A 16,862-nucleotide genomic window follows, 5' to 3' on the forward strand; every position below is an offset into this window, starting at 1 on the left:
ACGTGGAGCGTACCGGCGATATCGACGCGGCGGCGCTGCGGGACTGGCTGCAGACGCGCCTGGCGCCCTACAAGCGGCCCTCGCGCATCGTGTTCATGGATGCCCTGCCTGCTGCGCCGAGCGGCAAGGTGCTCAAGAGTAGACTCCCGTAGGGTGGGCGGCTTGACCGCCCACGCGGTGATAGTTTGCAGCAAGATCATCCGGCACGAAAACGGAGCCGATAGCGATCACCGCGTGGGGTGATCTGGTCCGGGGGACCAGATCACGAGCCGCCCACCCTACCGGCGCCGCTTCTTCCAGTTGTACTCCGGCCCCGTCACGTCCACGCCCGGATGGCCCACCAGGTCCGGGTGCTCGGACGACATAGTGATGAAGCGTATGCCCTCCCCTTCGCGCTGGCGCTTGCGCAGCTCTTCCATGTACTGCATTGCCGCCACCATATCGGTCGTCTCGAACAGCTTCTCGTGCGGCGTGCATTTGTCGGCTTCGACGATCGTCCAGTACACCATGTACATCATGTCCTCCTGTTTGGCCACATTGTCGCCGCTTCGCCGGGTGCACGGCGCACCGGTAAACATGGTTTGATGCCGATAGAAATTTCCAGATAGCAGAAGTTAGCCCCAGAAAAGCGGAACATGCTTACAAAAAGTAGGACTTGTCCGAAAAAGCCTTTTTATGTGTGCCATTTCACACAACCCATCGCAGTGGCCAATTAGGCTGGAGCCTGTCTTCACAAATAGCGGGTCAGAACATGAACACTGAGATGGTTAACCAGCCGAACCGAAGCCCGGAGCTCGAACTCTGGGGTGGACTCGAATGCACCGTAAACCGTGTGCGCGACAATTACTTCAGCCAGATGGACCGTAATGGTCACGCTGAGCGCCTGCAGGACATCGATCGTTTCGCCTCGCTCGGCATCAAGGCTATCCGTTACCCGGTGCTGTGGGAACGCACCGCTCCCGATGGCATCGAGTCCGCCGACTGGTCGTGGTCGGACGAGCGCCTCCCCGCCCTGCAGCAGCTGGGCGTCACGCCGATCGTCGGCCTCCTGCACCATGGCAGCGGTCCACGCGACACCAGCCTGGTCGATCCAGCCTTCCCCGAAAAGCTCGCCGAGTACGCCGGCGCGGTAGCCCGTCGCTACCCCTGGGCCGAGTACTACACCCCGGTCAACGAACCCTTGACCACGGCGCGCTTTTCCGGTCTGGCAGGCGTGTGGTACCCGCACGGCAGCGACGAAGCGACCTTTATCCGCGCCCTGATCAACGAATGCCGCGCCACCGTGCTGGCAATGCGGGCGATCCGCGAAGTCAATCCGAATGCCAAGCTGGTCGCCACCGACGACCTGTCGAAGACCTATGGCACCCCGGAGATGCAGGAAGTGGTCAGCTTCTTCAACGACCGCCGCTGGCTCGGCTGGGACCTGATGTGCGGGAAAGTCGACCAGAACCACGCGCTGTGGGGCTACCTGCTGGAGTCGAACGCTACTGAGGAAGAACTGCTCTGGTTCCGCGACAATCCCTGCCCGCCCGATATCATCGGCGTCAACTACTACGCCACCAGCGAGCGCTGGCTCGACCATCGTCCCGAGCGCTATCCGGAGAACCGGCGCCACGTCTATCGCGGCATCCCGCACGCCGACATCGAGACGCCGCGCGCGCTGGCCACGCCGACGCCGGGCATCGCGCCGCTGCTGATGGAAACCTGGGAGCGCTACGGCCTGCCGATCGCCATCACCGAAGCGCACATCGACGCCAACCGCGAAGACCAGATGCGCTGGCTGCTCGAGATCTGGAATGCGGCGCGTAGCGCCCGCCAGCAGGGCGCCGACGTGCGCGCCGTGACGGTCTGGGCCCTGCTCGGCTCCTACGACTGGAACTGCCTGGTCACCGAATGCCGCGGCTACTACGAGCCGGGTCCGTTCGACGTGCGTGGCGGCGAACCGCGTCCGACCGCGGTGGCCACCCTGATGCGCGAACTGTCGACCGGCCGCCCGCTGACCAATCCGGTGCTGCAGGGCGAAGGCTGGTGGCGCCGTCCGGACCGCTTCCTGTGCAAGCCGGTTGCCACCCCGTCCGCTGTTGCAGACCTGGCGATCCGCAGCCAGTTCAAGTCGAACGTGGTGCAGCCGATCCTGATCACCGGCGCTACCGGCACCCTGGGCTCGGCCTATGCCCGTCTCTGCAAGAAGCGCAACCTGGCCTACCACGTGCTGACGCGCCAGGAGATGGACATCACCGATCCCGCATCGGTCGAAGCGGCGATCCAGCGCTACAAGCCATGGGCGATCATCAACGCCGGCGGCTACGTGCGCGTGGACGAGGCCGAGGGCGACGAGGAACGCTGCATGCGCGAAAACACGCTGGGACCGACGGTGCTGGCGCTGGCCTGCATCCGCCACCAGCTGCGCTTCATGACCTTCTCCACCGACCTGGTATTCGACGGCACCAAGGGCGCCCCGTATGTCGAGTCGGACGCCATGAATCCGCTCGGCGTCTACGGCCGCAGCAAGATGGAAGCCGAGCAGCGCGTGCTGGACGCCGACCCGCAGGCCCTGGTGATCCGCACCAGCGCCTTCTTCGGCCCCTGGGACCGCCACAACTTCGTGACCCAGGCGCTCAACGCGCTGGAAGCCGGCCTGCCCTTCCAGGCGGCGGGTGACATGACCGTCTCGCCGACCTACGTGCCGGACCTGGTCAATGTCTCGCTCGACCTGCTGATCGACCGCGAACGCGGCGTCTGGCACCTGACCAATGCGCAAGCCGTGAGCTGGGCCGACCTGGCCAAGCAAGCCTGCGAAGCGGCAGGGGTGGATGCGTCAAGGCTGGAAGTGGTCTCGTCCGAGGCCTGCGGCCAGGTGGCGCGCCGGCCGGAATACAGTGCGCTGTCGAGCGAACGGGCCCTGATGCTGCCGTCGCTGGACGATGCGCTGCGCCGGTATGTGGAGGCGGTGCAGGACCGGGCGCATGGGCGGGATGCGGAGGTGCCGGGGGAAGCGGCGCATTACGCCAGCTGACCCGTCGGCGGTCGGATGTTCGTAGGGTGGGCAGGTTTCCTGCCCACGCGTTCAACTACTGCCAGCACGGCCGCGACATATCAAGCCGCAGCGATCACCGCGTGGGCGGCTAAGCCGCCCACCCTACGCCTCATCCGCGGCCACGAACTGCAAGCGATACAAATTCGCATACGTCCCATTCGCATCCAGCAGCTCCGCGTGCGTCCCCTGCTCCACGATGCGCCCCTGTTCCATCACGACGATCCGGTCGGCCCGCTCGATGGTCGACAGCCGGTGCGCGATCACGATCGTGGTGCGGCCGGCCATCAGGGTTTCCAGCGCCGCCTGCACGGCGCGCTCCGATTCGTTGTCGAGCGCGGAAGTCGCTTCGTCCAGGATCAGGATCGGCGCGTCCTTGTAGATCGCACGGGCGATCGCCACGCGCTGGCGCTGGCCGCCCGACAGGCGCATGCCGTTCTCGCCGATGCGGGTCTCGACGCCGTTTTCCAGCTTGGCCACCACGTCCGTCAGGTGCGCCGCCTTCACGGCCGCCGCCAGGCGCTCGTAGTCGATCTTCTCCACACCATAGGCGATGTTGGCGGCCAGCGTGTCGTCGAACAGCACCACGTTCTGGCTCACCATCGCCAGCTGGGCGCGCAGGCTGGCCAGGCGGATGTCCTGGTAGGGCACGCCGTCCAGCAGCAGGCGCCCCGCTTCCGGATCGTAGAAGCGCGTCACCAGGTTCACGAAGGTCGACTTGCCGCCGCCCGAAATGCCGACCAGCGCCACCGTCTGGCCCGGCTGCACGTCGAGCGTGACGTCGCGCAGCGCCGGGTTGGCGGCGTTCGGATAGCGGAAGCTGACGTTCTCCAGGCGCACGTGGCCCCGGGCGCGGCCAAGCTCGCGCGTGCCGGTGTCGGATTCGGCCGGCGAATCGATCATGGTGAACACTGTCTCGGCTGCGATCATCCCGCGCTGCATCGGGCCGTTGACCTCGGCCAGCGACTTGAGGGGCGTGAGCAGCATCAGCATGTAGGTCACGAACTGCACGAATTCGCCCTGGCTCAGGTTGGCCTGGATGGCCAGCACGATCACCAGCGACAGGGCCATCGCGGTGGCGATCTGGGTCACGGGAGTGGTAGCGGCAAAGGCCACCGTCATGCGCTGCGAGAAGCCGCGCAGGGCTTCGCTGCGGGCGTGGAAGCGTGCGCGCTCGTAGCGCTCGCCCGAGAACACGCGGATCACCTGGTGGCCGCGCGTGGCTTCCTCGACCACCTGGGTCATCTCCGCCGTCACGCGCTGGTTCTCGCGGTTCAGGCGGCGCAGGCGTCCGGTGGTGGTGCGCACGATCACGGCGGTGAGCGGAACGACGATCACCGCCACCAGGGTCAGCTTCCAGTTCATCCAGAGCAGCGCGCCGAGCAGGCCGACCACCACCAGGGTGTCGCGCACGCAGGCCACGAACACCGACTGCAGCATGTCGACCACCTGGCGCACGTCGGCCACCACGGTGTTGATGATCTTGCCCGTCGACTCTTCCTGGAAGCGCGCCACGGGCAGCTGCAGCACGCGGTCGAACACCATCGCGCGCAGGTCGTTGAGCACGCGGCTGATGACCCAGTTGTTGAAGTAGGCGGTCGAAAAGGTACCGACGCCGCGCAGCACGAAGATCCCGACCAGGATGCCGGGGATCCACCACAGGCTGAACGGCACCTTTTCCTCGAAGCCGAGATCGATCAGGAGCTTGAGCGCCCAGCCCAGCAGCGGCTGGGTGGCGGCGGTGAGCGCCATCGAGAGCAGCGCCAGCCAGGCGCGCCCCTGGTAGGGCCGGACGACGGCCAGCAGGCGTTTGACGACGATTTTATTGTCCACGCTTATTTTCCACGCTATTTTCCAGTTCTTTCGCAGTCAAACAGAAGCCCATGAGCAGGGCCACCATGAGCACGTAGAACATGCTGCCTTTCAGGGACCAGAAGATGACTTCGGTGAGCCCGAAGCCGAAGTAACTGAGCACCACCAGCATCCCGGCCAGGGCCGGTGCGAACTGGGGGGAGGATTGCGAGCGGCCCTGGCCCGCCGCGCGCGCGAAGAAGGCGAAGGGCGCACCGAGGATGCCGAGGTAGGCCAGCAGGCCGAATATGCCGCCGCTGGCCTGGGCCTGCAGCAGGTCGTTGTGCAGGTGCTCGAAGGGCAGCACCACGTCCTGGATCGCACCCTGCTCCGCCAGCTTGCGCAGCTCGGCGCGCACACTCAAGGGATCGAGGCCGAATACCGGGTTCTCCGCGATGATCGTGCGCGCACCCTTCCACAACTCGAGGCGGATGCCGACGTTCGACAGCGCGCTGCCGCCATCGAGCCAGGTCTGCACGTCGTGCACGCCCTGCCCGACCCGCTCCTGGACCCCGAAGGCGGGAATGAAGAAGGTCGAGGCGAACAGCGCGAAGCTGCCGATCAGGAGCAGGCGCACGCGCCGGCTGCGCAGCAGGCGTGCATAGGTGAGGAACAGGATGGCCGCCAGCACCAGTGCGATCCAGCCGCCGCGGGTGCCGCTCAGGAGCGTGCTCGCGAGTCCGGCCAGCGCACCGAGCGCCGGCAGGATGGCCTTGCGGGTGCTGTGGCGGAAGTCGATGGCGGCGGCCAGCGCCACCAGCGCCAGGCACAGCGCGATGTCGCCGAAGGTGATCGGATTGAGGAAGCCGCCCGGCCGGTAGATCTCGAGCACGAGCTTCTGGTAGCCGATGAAAGGCAGCGCAGCGACACTGCCCGCGATCACGCCCCACCACAGGCTGGCGCGCGGGGGCCGCGCCAGCACCACCAGCAGCATGGCCGAGAGACCCAGGAACATGCGCGACGGCTTGTCGAGGTAGCCCCAGCTGGCTTCGGGACGCAGCAGCACGCTGGCCAGCGCCAGCAGGAAGTAGAAGGCGAATGCCATCACGACCCAGCGGATCTCGAGCCAGTGCGGCTTGATGGCGGCCCACGCCCGGTGCGGCACGCACAGCAGGGCGAGCACGAACACCAGGCTGGAAAAGCCGATACCGGACGGGGTGATGAGACTGAGGAAAGGGAACAGGAAAATCAGGAAGCCGATCCAACGCTGCATCGGCACTCCGATTTTCGTCGGATTATTGTTCATTCATGTTCTTGTGGGATATTCTTGCCAACCTTGCGCGCGCTTTTATGCGTTCTAACTGAGCGGAACTTCATGCACCACGCCCCGACCATCTCTGTCGTGATCACCACCTACAACCGCCCGGATGCCCTGGCAGCGGTGGTGGAAGCCTGTTTCATGCAGGATGACAAGAATTTTGAAATCATTATCGCTGATGACGGCTCGACTGCCAACACGCGGGACACCATCGCCGCCCTCGCCGCGCGCTCGCCGGTGCCTTTGAAACACGTGTGGCAGCCGGACGAAGGCTTCCGCGCCGCCATGGCGCGCAACCGCGGCACGCTTGCGGCAACCGGCAACTATATCATTTTCCTGGACGGCGACTGCGTGCCGCAGCGCGACTTCATCCGGCGGCACCGGGCGCTGGCACGGCCAGGCTTCCTCGTTTCCGGCAGCCGCATCCTCCTGAGCCAGGCGCTGACGGAGCGCGTCCTGCGCGAGCACATCGACGTCGCCGACCTGGGTTTCGCCGAACGCCTGCGCTACCGCCTGCGCGGCGACATGAACAAGGTGCTGCAGACGATGCTGCGCTGGCCGGATGTCGGCCGCGTGCGGCGCAAGTTCAGCTGGCGCCGGATCAAGAGCTGCAACCTGGCCGTGTGGCGCTCGGACCTGGAGAAGGTCAATGGCTTCGACGAGAGTTTCGTGGGCTGGGGACATGAGGATTCGGACCTGGTGGTGCGCCTGTTCCATGCGGGCGTGCTGAGGAAGGACGGGGCGCTGGCCACCGAGGTGCTGCACCTATGGCACCGGGAGGCGAAGCGGGATGAGGAATCGAGCAACCGGAAGGTGGTGCTGCAAAGGGCGGAGGACAAGACCACGCAAGCGGTGCGCGGACTACGCGAGCATTGCAGTGCGTAGGGTGGGCGGCTTCGCCGCCCACGCGGTCAGCCAGCTTCAAAGCAGACGCGCGGGCGGAATTACCGTAATTTGTCCGCGTGGGGGGAGAAATCCGCCCACGCTACGAACATCAATATTCGACTGCGACGTCTTTGGCGCCTAGCGTCAGCTCCAGCTGCTGCTTGAGCGTATCCGACGGCGCCACCCGCCAGTCGTCGCCCAGCTGCAGGATCGCTTCCACCCCCTGCGGCTTGATGCGCAGGCTGACCGGTAGGCCGTCCTGCTGGCGGTAGGGCTGCAGCACCTCGGCCAGCTTGGCCGGGTTCAGGTCGCAGCCCACGTCCATTTCCAGCTTGAAGCCGTACTGGATGCGCGCCGCGGCGATGTCGAACACCTTTTCGGCCGTGATGCGCAGACCGCCGTTGAAGCGGTCTTCGGATACCTTGCCGACCACCAGCAGGAATTCGTCTTCCTTGAAGATGTTCTTGTTCGCTTCCAGCAGCTCGCTGTAGATCGTCACTTCGACCACGCCGGTCTTGTCGTCCAGCGCCACGATCAGGATCTTGCCGCGCTGGGTCATCTGGGTGCGTACGCCGGTGATCACGCCGCACAGCATGCGCGGGTCGCGCGACGGCTCCAGGTCCTTCAGCTTGGTCTTGGCGAAGCGCCGCACCTCGGCCGCATACGAGTCGAACATGTGGCCCGACAGGTAGTAGCCGAGCGCGATCTTCTCTTCGGCCAGCTTCTGGCGGTCGGTCCAGGGCGTCGCTTTCACGTATTCCGGCGGAGCCACCAGGTCCGAATCGTCGCCGCCGAACAGGCTGACCTGGTTGGCGGCGGCGGCGGCCTGGCCGGCCGCTTCCATCGCGAAGCCGACGGAAGCGAGCAGCACGGCACGGTCGACGCCGAATGCGTCCATGGCGCCGGCGCGGATCAGCGATTCGATGGTGCGGCGGTTGATCTGCTTGCGGTCCACCCGCATGCAGAAGTCGAACAGGTCCTTGAACTTGCCGCCGCTGGTCCGCGCGGCGATGATCGCTTCGATCGCGCCCTGCCCCGCGCCCTTCACGCCGCCCAGGCCGTAGCGGATGTTCGACACCTGCTTGCCGGTGACGGAACGGGGCTGGCCTTCCGGCGTGAAGCGGAAGTGGGATTCGTTGACGTCCGGCGGCAGGATGGTCAGCTTGCAGACATCGATCGCGTCCTCGACCAGGATCTTGATCTTCTCGGTGTCTTCCATCGCCAGCGACATGTTGGCTGCCATGAACGCGGCGGTGTGGTGCACCTTGAGGTAGGCCGTGTGGTAGGACAGCAGCGCATACGCGGCCGCGTGCGACTTGTTGAAGCCGTAGCCCGCGAACTTCTCCATCAGGTCGAAGATCTCGTCGGCCTTCTCGGTCGACAGGCCGTCTTTCGCCGCACCGGCGCGGAAGATCTCGCGGTGCTCGGCCATCTCTTCGGCCTTCTTCTTGCCCATCGCACGGCGCAGCATGTCCGCGCCGCCCAGCGAGTAGCCGCCGACGATCTGCGCCATCTGCATCACCTGCTCCTGGTAGACCATGATGCCGTAGGTCTCGGACAGGATCGACTCGGTACGCGGGTCCGGGTAGTCGAACTTCTCGCCGTGTTTTCGTTTGCAGAAGTCGGGGATCAGGTCCATCGGGCCCGGACGGTACAGCGCCACCAGCGCAATGATGTCCTCGAAGCGGTCAGGACGCGCGTCCTTCAGCATGCCCTGCATGCCGCGCGATTCAAGCTGGAAGATCGCGACGGTCTTGGCTTCGGACAGCAGTTTATAGGACGGCCGGTCGGTCAGCGGCAGAGTCTCGAGGTTGAAGTCGGCGTCCTGCGGGTCGAGCGCGCGGATGTAGTTCACCGCGCGGTCGAGAATGGTGAGCGTGGTCAGGCCCAGGAAGTCGAACTTCACCAGGCCCACGGCTTCGACGTCGTCCTTGTCGTACTGCGACACCACGCCGGCGTCGCCGCCCTGGGTGTACAACGGGCAGAAGTCGGTGAGCTTGCCCGGGGCGATCAGGACGCCGCCGGCGTGCATGCCGATGCCGCGCGTGATGCCTTCGACCTGCTGGGCGAGGTCGAGCAGCTGCTTGACCTCTTCCTCGTTCTCGAGGCGTTCCTTGAGCAGCGGTTCCTCTTCGATCGCCTCGGCGATCGAGACTGGTTTGCCCGGCTTGAACGGGATCAGCTTGGAGATGCCGTCGCAGAAGTTGTAGCCGAAATCGAGCACGCGGCCGACGTCGCGGATCGCGCCCTTTGCCGCCATGGTGCCGAAGGTGGCGATCTGCGAGACCGCGTCGCGGCCATACAGATCCTTCACGTGCTGGATCACCAGTTCGCGCTTTTCCTGGCAAAAGTCGATGTCGAAGTCGGGCATCGAGACGCGTTCCGGGTTCAGGAAGCGCTCGAACAGCAGGTTGTATTTCAGCGGATCGAGGTCGGTGATCTTCAGCGCATACGCCACCAGCGAGCCCGCACCCGAGCCGCGGCCCGGGCCGATCGGCACGCCGTTGTTCTTGCCCCACTGGATGAACTCCGCCACGATCAGGAAGTAGCCCGGGAACTTCATCTTGATGATGGTCTGGTTCTCGAACTCGAGGCGCGCCTCGTAGCGCGGGCGCTCCTTCTCGCGCTGCTCTTCGTTCGGATACAGCTGCACCAGGCGCTCTTCCAGGCCCTTCTTGGTCTCCGCCACCAGGAAGTCGTCGATGCTCATGCCGTCCGGGGTCGGGAAGTCCGGCAGCTGCGGTTTGCCCAGCGTGAGGGTGACGTTGCAGCGCTTGGCGATTTCCACCGAATTGGCGAGCGCGCCCGGCAGGTCGGCGAACAGCTCCGCCATCTCGGCCTGCGACTTGAAGCACATCTCTTCATTGAAGCGGCGCACGCGCTTGGCGTTAGCCAGCATCTCGCCCTCGGCGATACAGGTACGCGCCTCGTGGGCGATGAATTCGTCCTTGTTCAGGAACTGCACCGGGTGGGTCGCCACCACCGGCAGCTTCAGTCGCGAGGCCAGCGCCACCGAGTGGCGCACGCCCTGCTCCTGGTTGGGCTGGCCGGCGCGCTGGATCTCGATGTAGAAGTGGCCCGGGAAGATGCGCGCCCAGCGTTCCGCCGCCCGTTCGGCGCGCTCGATGTCGCCCTGGTCGATGGCCTGGCCGACGTCGCCGAAGCAGGCGCCCGACAGCACGATCAGCGCATTGGCCTGGTCGACGTCCGGCTCGAGCGTGGATGTCGAGGTGGCGAGGGCTTCCAGCCACTCGACGCGGATCTCGGCGCGACCCTTGTACTGGTTGGTGAGCCAGGCTTTCGACAGCAGGTCGCACAACTGCAGGTAGCCGGTGCGGTTCTTTGCCAGGATCAGGAGGCGCGAAGGCTTGTCGCGGTTCTCGTCGTTGGTGATCCAGGCGTCGACCCCGACGATCGGCTTGATCCCCTTCCCGCGCGCCGCCTTGTAGAAGCGCACCAGGCAGAACATGTTGGCCAGGTCGGTCACGGCCAGCGCCGGCTGCTGGTCCTTCGCCGCGGCCCCGACGATGTCGTCGATGCGCACGAGGCCATCGACGATCGAGTATTCGGAGTGGACGCGGAGGTGGGTGAAAGTCGGGGAAGTCATCCGGACATTTTACCGCGACCGGAGCGGGCATGGCATGCTGAACTTGCCAGTCGGCATGCCACCGTGGCGATTTCGCCAAGCTTCGCGCCAGGGTCAGGCGGCCTTGCGCGCCCCACGCCGACGCATCGCCACCATGCCGGCAGCCGCCAGTCCCAGCAGCGATAACGATCCCGGCTCCGGCACGTCAGTGACCGTGATGTTGGTGAAATTTACCGTGATGTCATTGAGGTTGGCGGTACGGATGCCGAAGCTGGAAAAGGCGTTGAATCCGCTGTTGCCGGATGCGAATGCATCCGAACCGGTCAGGGAGGCTTTTTCCTGGGCGGTAGGGTTCAGCCAAAGGTCGAAGCGGTTGTAGTTGTTGCTCGTTCCCAGCTTGGACAGGCGCCCGAACAAGGTGTAGGTGGCAGGCAGCGGAGCGATATCGGAAGGATTCACGTAGTTCTGCGGTAGCCAGTTCGATCCGTTCATGCGAACGAACAGGTCGTTGTTGCAGCTGCTGTCGCAATTCGCCTTGAGCCCGATGTTCGGTCCGTCACTGTTACCGAAATAAAAGACCGCGAAATCGTTGTTTCCGAGCGTCCCGTCGTAACTGACAGTAAATTCGATCAGAATGTCGTTCCGGGCGGGAGAAAGGAAATTGAACGTTGCTGCTGGATTGGCATTGGTAGTCAGAGTCTGGTTCGGTACTGTGATCACACTGGCGTGCGCCGATTGCGCGAGGAGGCCGAATGCAAGGCTGGCGAACGCCATACGAAGTTTATTCATGGAAATCCCCTTTGGTTATCGTGGTGTAGCTACTACGGGTATGCAAACGCCGTGCCATACCACGAGTTACAGAGTGAAGGCAGGTAAATTCGCGTATGCCGAATGCATGGCGATGTAAGGAATGTCGACACTCGCCAGGTGGGAGGGCATCAATAGGTTCGTGTCCGGCCCGTGCGACGAGACCAACGCCTACCTGGCGTGGTGCGCAGCTCAGGTCTTGCGCCGGCGGCGCAGTGCGCCCATCCCTGCAAAGGCCAAGCCCAACAGCGACAGCGTGCCCGGCTCTGGAACGGCATTGATGCTCACGTTCTCGAAGCGGACGCTCACGTCATTCAGGTTGACGGTGCGGATGCCGAAGTTGGTGAACGACGTCAGGCCGGTGTCGCCCTTGGCGATCGCATCCGGCGTAATAAATTTCTTCATTTCATCCGCGGTCGGATTGAGCCAGATGGCGAAGCGGTCGTAGTCGCCCTTGGCTTCCGACTTGTACAGGCGGCCGAACACGTGATACGAGCCGGTCTGCGCCACCATGTCGGTGTTGGCGAGATAGGCGGAGGTCTCGAGGCCGGTACCGTACATGCGCGCAAACAGGTCATTGCTGCAGGAAGCATTGCCGCAGTTGGCCTTCAGGCCGATGTTCGGGCCATCGGTCTTGCCGAACCAGAAGGAGGCGAAGTCGTTGTCGCCCAGTACGCCGGTGTAGCTGATGCGGAAGTCGACCAGAACGTCGTTGCGGGCTGCGGTGGCGAGCTTCCACTGGGCTGCGGTGTCGCTATTGGTCGTGAAGGTCATTGGTGCCGGCGTGATCGTCACGGCAGCGGCGCTACCGGCGGCAACGGTCATGAAGAGTGCAACGAAGGCAGTGGTCAGCTTTTTCACAAAAACACCTCTGTTAAAGTAGATGTTTTCGCAAATGCAATTTTCATGCCAGTAAAGCAATACTATTGCAAATCAAACATTTAGTATTTCTTGATTGAACTCTTTACTTGCACTATGTAAAGAATTCCGACATGGATGATCAGGGTTTGCTGCGCAATTTTTGGAATGGGCGGAACAAGTATTCGCGCACGTTCTGTGCTTCGTCGTACTCGTCCAGCCCGGTGTCCGGCCACTCGTTGCGCTTCGGGAAATGGGCGGTGCGGAACACCAGGTCCCAGAACGACGAGAAGGAGCCGAAGTTGCGGTTCCAGTGGTGCTTCTCGACCGAGTGGTGGATGCGGTGGAAGCGGTTGTCGGCCACGATATAGCGCAGCGGCCCCAGCGACAGCTTGGTGTGCGAGTGGATGTACTGCCCCTGGGCGCCCAGCAGCAGCCAGGCCAGCACCGGCACGAAGCCCGGATCGACCCTGACCAGCAGGCTCATCGGGATGATCATGAAGGGGATGCGGAAGATCTCTTCGGTCCAGTGGTGATTGCTGTTCCACGCGCTCATTTCGCGGATGGCGTGGTGTTCGGCGTGGAAGACCCACAGGAACTTCCAGGTGTGCTGGGCGCGGTGGAACCAGTAATAGAAGAAATCGCTGACGAGGAGGGACAGCAGTGGCGCCACGATCCAGCCCAGTACGGTGAGGACCTTGTTTTCGGAAGCGAAGTATTCGCTCAGGGTGATGCTGACCAGCGGCTGGATGCCGAGCTTGCCCCAGAAACTGGTGAATGCGGTGAGGAAAGCGACCGTGATGACGATGTAGACGGTCCACATCATTGCGCCGCGCAGGCGCGACTTGAGCGAGTACTTGTTCCAGCCGATGATCAGCTCGAGCACGCACAGGATCATGGAGACGTACAGGATACGCCATCCATAATCGAGCATGTTGTGGCCGGCCTGGGTCAGGTACTCCATCGTTGTCGTCTTGGCTGTTCAGGAAATGCCGGACATGATAGCCGAAAATGTGTGCGGCCGCGTATCGCCGTAGGGTGGGCGGGTCTCCCGTCCACCCGGCGATTGATATCGGTGCCGATCACGTGCTCGACGATCTTGCTGCCGCGTATTACCGCGTGGGCGGAGAATCCGCCCACCCTACGAAACAGAGGCTACCGGCACGGTGCGTCCGGCCCCATAACTACGCCGCATGCGCAGGAAAGGTTCTTCGACGATGTGGTAGCAAAGCGTCGCCAGCGCCCAGGTGCCGGCGTAGCACACTGCAAACATGATGGCGGCATCCACCAGGGGCGTGCCCGTCGGCGCGATCAGACGGAAGCGCACGGCCATGATGTGCAGCAAGGCCATGTGCAGCAGATAGAAAGAAAAACTCACCTTGCCGCCCTGGCTGAGCGCGCGTTCGATCGGTCCGGGCAGGCGTGGAGAGAACGACACCCAGGCCAGGATCAGCGCGGCCCACCCCAGGCTCTCGATCATCGACCAGTAGACCCAGAAGCCGGATTTCGGCGTGGCGCCGAAAGGCGCGATACGGTGCATCACGGCCGTGTCCCACATTACCAGCGCGATGCTGGCCACAAGCAAAACGGGCGCGAAGCGCGCCAGCGACGCCTGCCAGCGCCCGTAGAGCATGGCCGCGGCCATGCCGATCAAGAACTGGTCGAAGCGGCCGACCCAGGTGCTGAAGTACATCAGCGTGCTGTTGTCGTTGACGGTGAAGGCCGCTACCTTGAAGAAGGCCATCAGGACCAGCCAGCCGCCCAGGTAGGCGATGCCGCGCTCGAGCGTAAAACGGGCCAGGAAGGGGAAGACCATATAGAACAGGAATTCCAGCGAAATGGTCCAGGCCGCGCCCGTGATCACCGTACCCGAGGTCGGGGCCAGCCCGAGGTTCGAGACGAAGAGATAAAGCAGGTCTTGCGGCTGGAACTTGTCGCGACCGATCGAGGTCGCCAGCAGATAGATGACGAGGTAAAGCGGCAGGATGCGCAGCACGCGGTTGCGCAAGAAGTCACGGTAGACGATCTCGCGCCCGCCCCCATGCTGGTGCAGGGCGATCTGCATGAACAGGAAACCGGACAGCGTGAAGAACAGGCCGACGCCGGTATGCCCTTCCGTGATCAGCGCCGTCCAGCCTCCGGTCAGGCCGGCGCCGCCCGCGCCGCGGTATTCAAGGTGAAAATGGAACAGGAAAACGAGAGTGGCGGCAAGCCAGCGCAGCTGGTCGAGGCGGGGGTTGTACTGGATGTTCGGCGAATGCATGAAGATGGGCCGGTGGCATGTTGTTCTAGTCCGACTATTCTAATGTGAAATGATCTATTCCTTTTGGAATCTTGCGGGCTTATGTAGCGTGATTTGACCGCGTGGGCAGGTTTCCTGGCCACCCTACCATTGTCGGCAGCCGGAGGGTAAGCGGGTTTTCCCGCCCACGCGGTGACCGGTAACCCGCACGGCACGATCAGCTGGCTTATAATAGCCGGCTGTCTTTCCTGCCGGTTCTTCATTCCGCCATGCACGTCAATATCGCCGCCTACAAATTCATCACCCTCGACAATCTCGAAGACCTGCGCCCTGCCTACCAGGCAAAGTGCAACGAGCTGGGCCTGAAGGGGACCGTCCTGTTGACGCCGGAAGGCATCAATATGTTCGTGTCCGGCCCGCGCGAACAGATCGACGGCTACCTGGACTGGGTCCGCAGCGACCCGCGCCTGGCCGACCTCGAGTGGAAGGAAAGCCTGTCGAACGAGCAGTCGCACAAGCGCATGCTGGTGAAGATCAAGAAGGAGATCATCACGATGCGCATGCCGCTCATCAAGCCGGAACTCGGACGTGCGCCGTCGGTCGATCCGAAGACGCTCAAGCGCTGGCTCGACCAGGGCCACGACGACGATGGCGTGCCGGTGGTGATGATGGAAACCCGCAATGCCTTCGAAGTCGACGTCGGCACTTTCGAGAACACGCTCGACTACCGCATCGAGAAGTTCACGGAATTCCCGGAAGTGGCGGCCCGGCACAAGGATGAGCTGGCCGGCAAGACGGTGGTCACCTTCTGCACCGGCGGCATCCGCTGCGAAAAAGCGGCGATCCACATGAAGGACATCGGCTATGAGCGCGTCTATCAGCTCGAAGGCGGCATCCTGAAATACTTCGAGGAGGTCGGCGGCGACCACTACCAGGGCGACTGCTTCGTGTTCGACTACCGCACCGCGCTCAACCCCAGGCTCGAGCCGACCGAAACCGCGCAATGCTTCGCCTGCCGCGCCGTGGTCACGCCGCGCCAGCAACTGTCGCCCGATTATGTGGTGGGAGTATCTTGCCCACACTGCGCAGGCAAGAAGCTGGAACAGGCAGGACAGGTGTCGGCCGCGCAATAAAGCCCTGCGCGCGCCGCCACCCGGCGCCTTGTTTGACAACCCGGGACGACCATGCTGCGATTGTGCGCTACCTGCGCCATACCGCGTCGTTCCGAGTCTCGGGACTGCTCGGCGGTTGTACCCGCCCTACTTCTCAAAAATTTCAGAAAACGTCTGTTTTTGAAATAATATTTCAGGCCACTGCCATCTCGTCGAAGCCCAGGCCGCTCGGGGTACCAACGATGCGTGCGATGGTAGCATCGATGTTGCCCGGGTCCATGTGCATGGCGATCGTGTCCAGGCTCTTGATGCCGGCGAGGTAGTCGATGGCGATCTTGTTGGCAGCCGCACCGCTGTATGCGGTTCGTTCGGCCTGGGTATCGACATGCGAGGTGAAGGATTCCGCGACCGCGACCTTGCCATTCAGGACCAGACGGTCATTGTTCTGGGAACCGGCGGCGACCTGGGTCACGACGTTGTCGATGGTGATGCGTCCGGTGGCCATCTGGCCTACCCAGTAATCCACACCCGCCTGTTCCGCCGGACGACCGAACAGGTTGTCGTACACCTCGGCGATGATCGCGCGGTTGTCCATGCCGGCGAACACGAGCCGGTATTCATTGGTTGCCGAGAAAGTCGCAGCCATCTGCTGATAACCATTCGGATCCTTCTCCAGGATATTCGTCCAGTACGCCAAGCCCGCCGGGTCAGCGGGACGGCTGAAATATGCGACATACAGTTTCTGGACTTCGGCGACGTAATCAATTGCCATCATGGCCTCCTCATCAAATAAGTGATGAAAATATACCGTAACAAATCAAACAACAAGCTAAAATGCTCAACCGTGCGCGGTCAATTTCTTCAAGAAAATCAATTACATAGAGAAAAATATTGCAAGACGGAAGGGGCACTCAGCAACATTCCCTATCTATATTATGGATGAGCGTAAACGGCTGAAAACCGCTGTCCATGCGCCTTCCAGCGTGTCGAAAAGCGGTTTTCCGAGGTCTTAAAAACTGTCCTCGGGAGCCGATAAAACTTGTTCGTTTGTAAAAAAGTTAGACCAGCGAAACTGACTTGCAGGGCTTCCGCAAGGGCAAAATGTGGTATCAAACGGACAAGATCAGTGACCTCAGCCGCAGCGCGCTGAGCCGGAGCTGCAGGATCAGTAGGGTGGGCGGATTCCGCCCACGCGGTAATGCTGCGGGCGCCGATTTCGTGCCCGATGA

General features: G+C 63.1%; 13 protein-coding genes. 4 read left to right on the forward strand and 9 right to left on the reverse strand.

The window, feature by feature from the left end; translation table 11 throughout:
* On the forward strand, positions 1 to 152 hold a 152-nt coding region (locus tag LK542_RS23660; RefSeq protein WP_227813869.1), incomplete at its 5' end, for a hypothetical protein.
* 126 nt (positions 153 to 278) lie between these two features.
* On the opposite strand, the gene LK542_RS23665 is transcribed toward LK542_RS23660, so the two are convergent.
* Complete coding sequence (locus tag LK542_RS23665; protein WP_227813839.1) at positions 279 to 518, reverse strand: hypothetical protein; 240 nt, start codon at positions 516 to 518, stop codon at positions 279 to 281.
* Between the two features lie 233 nt (positions 519 to 751).
* Between LK542_RS23665 and rfbD the strand changes: the two genes are divergently transcribed.
* Positions 752 to 3,016, forward strand: coding sequence for a dTDP-4-dehydrorhamnose reductase (gene rfbD / locus LK542_RS23670; protein ID WP_227813840.1), 2,265 nt, complete (start codon positions 752 to 754; stop codon positions 3,014 to 3,016).
* Positions 3,017 to 3,139: 123 nt separating this feature from the next.
* Here rfbD and msbA read toward each other — a convergent pair whose 3' ends face one another.
* Positions 3,140 to 4,867 (reverse strand): lipid A export permease/ATP-binding protein MsbA, encoded by a 1,728-nt coding sequence (gene msbA / locus LK542_RS23675; protein ID WP_227813841.1) that lies wholly within the window; start codon positions 4,865 to 4,867, stop codon positions 3,140 to 3,142.
* Complete coding sequence (locus tag LK542_RS23680) at positions 4,857 to 6,098, reverse strand: O-antigen ligase (RefSeq protein ID WP_227813842.1); 1,242 nt, start codon at positions 6,096 to 6,098, stop codon at positions 4,857 to 4,859. The genes msbA and LK542_RS23680 overlap by 11 nt, the downstream gene beginning before the upstream one ends.
* 102 nt (positions 6,099 to 6,200) lie before the next feature.
* Between LK542_RS23680 and LK542_RS23685 the strand changes: the two genes are divergently transcribed.
* On the forward strand, positions 6,201 to 7,028 hold the full coding sequence (locus LK542_RS23685) for a glycosyltransferase family 2 protein (protein ID WP_227813843.1): 828 nt from the start codon (positions 6,201 to 6,203) through the stop codon (positions 7,026 to 7,028).
* A 109-nt stretch (positions 7,029 to 7,137) separates the two neighbouring features.
* On the opposite strand, the gene dnaE is transcribed toward LK542_RS23685, so the two are convergent.
* The 5 genes from dnaE to LK542_RS23710 all read right to left on the reverse strand — a co-directional run bounded on the left by dnaE (position 7,138) and on the right by LK542_RS23710 (position 14,542).
* Positions 7,138 to 10,635 carry a DNA polymerase III subunit alpha gene (dnaE, locus tag LK542_RS23690; protein WP_227813844.1) on the reverse strand — a complete coding sequence of 1,166 codons (3,498 nt, stop codon included), beginning with the start codon at positions 10,633 to 10,635 and terminating at the stop codon, positions 7,138 to 7,140.
* A gap of 93 nt (positions 10,636 to 10,728) precedes the next feature.
* Positions 10,729 to 11,403 (reverse strand): PEP-CTERM sorting domain-containing protein, encoded by a 675-nt coding sequence (locus LK542_RS23695; protein ID WP_227813845.1) that lies wholly within the window; start codon positions 11,401 to 11,403, stop codon positions 10,729 to 10,731.
* Between the two features lie 210 nt (positions 11,404 to 11,613).
* A complete protein-coding gene (locus LK542_RS23700) occupies positions 11,614 to 12,282 on the reverse strand; it encodes a PEP-CTERM sorting domain-containing protein (protein ID WP_227813846.1) in 669 nt (222 codons plus the stop codon).
* A 139-nt stretch (positions 12,283 to 12,421) separates the two neighbouring features.
* The gene (locus LK542_RS23705) at positions 12,422 to 13,243 is read right to left on the reverse strand and encodes a sterol desaturase family protein (RefSeq protein ID WP_227813847.1); all 822 of its coding nucleotides are present in this window, start codon (positions 13,241 to 13,243) and stop codon (positions 12,422 to 12,424) included.
* A gap of 177 nt (positions 13,244 to 13,420) precedes the next feature.
* Positions 13,421 to 14,542, reverse strand: a complete 1,122-nt coding sequence (locus LK542_RS23710; RefSeq protein ID WP_227813848.1) for an acyltransferase — start codon at positions 14,540 to 14,542, stop codon at positions 13,421 to 13,423.
* Positions 14,543 to 14,790: 248 nt separating this feature from the next.
* On the opposite strand from LK542_RS23710, the gene LK542_RS23715 reads away from it, so the two are divergent.
* Complete coding sequence (locus LK542_RS23715) at positions 14,791 to 15,654, forward strand: sulfurtransferase (RefSeq protein ID WP_227813849.1); 864 nt, start codon at positions 14,791 to 14,793, stop codon at positions 15,652 to 15,654.
* A gap of 172 nt (positions 15,655 to 15,826) precedes the next feature.
* Here LK542_RS23715 and LK542_RS23720 read toward each other — a convergent pair whose 3' ends face one another.
* Entirely contained in the window at positions 15,827 to 16,408 is a 582-nt protein-coding gene (locus tag LK542_RS23720) for a DUF4214 domain-containing protein (RefSeq protein WP_227799646.1), read from the reverse strand.
* Between the last annotated feature and the right edge of the window lie 454 nt (positions 16,409 to 16,862).

Origin of the sequence: Massilia sp. IC2-477 (assembly GCF_020707265.1) — a bacterium.
Taxonomy (GTDB): domain Bacteria; phylum Pseudomonadota; class Gammaproteobacteria; order Burkholderiales; family Burkholderiaceae_D; genus Telluria.

What these genes read in the sequence shown, in the direction of transcription:
- LK542_RS23715 (WP_227813849.1), top strand. Translation starts at nt 14,791, where the DNA reads ATGCACGTCAATATCGCCGCCTACAAATTCATCACCCTCGACAATCTC.
- LK542_RS23710 (WP_227813848.1), bottom strand. Translation starts at nt 14,542, where the DNA reads ATGCATTCGCCGAACATCCAGTACAACCCCCGCCTCGACCAGCTGCGC.
- LK542_RS23680 (WP_227813842.1), bottom strand. Translation starts at nt 6,098, where the DNA reads ATGCAGCGTTGGATCGGCTTCCTGATTTTCCTGTTCCCTTTCCTCAGT.
- LK542_RS23720 (WP_227799646.1), bottom strand. Translation starts at nt 16,408, where the DNA reads ATGATGGCAATTGATTACGTCGCCGAAGTCCAGAAACTGTATGTCGCA.
- LK542_RS23705 (WP_227813847.1), bottom strand. Translation starts at nt 13,243, where the DNA reads ATGGAGTACCTGACCCAGGCCGGCCACAACATGCTCGATTATGGATGG.
- LK542_RS23695 (WP_227813845.1), bottom strand. Translation starts at nt 11,403, where the DNA reads ATGAATAAACTTCGTATGGCGTTCGCCAGCCTTGCATTCGGCCTCCTC.
- LK542_RS23685 (WP_227813843.1), top strand. Translation starts at nt 6,201, where the DNA reads ATGCACCACGCCCCGACCATCTCTGTCGTGATCACCACCTACAACCGC.
- rfbD (WP_227813840.1), top strand. Translation starts at nt 752, where the DNA reads ATGAACACTGAGATGGTTAACCAGCCGAACCGAAGCCCGGAGCTCGAA.
- LK542_RS23665 (WP_227813839.1), bottom strand. Translation starts at nt 518, where the DNA reads ATGATGTACATGGTGTACTGGACGATCGTCGAAGCCGACAAATGCACG.
- dnaE (WP_227813844.1), bottom strand. Translation starts at nt 10,635, where the DNA reads ATGACTTCCCCGACTTTCACCCACCTCCGCGTCCACTCCGAATACTCG.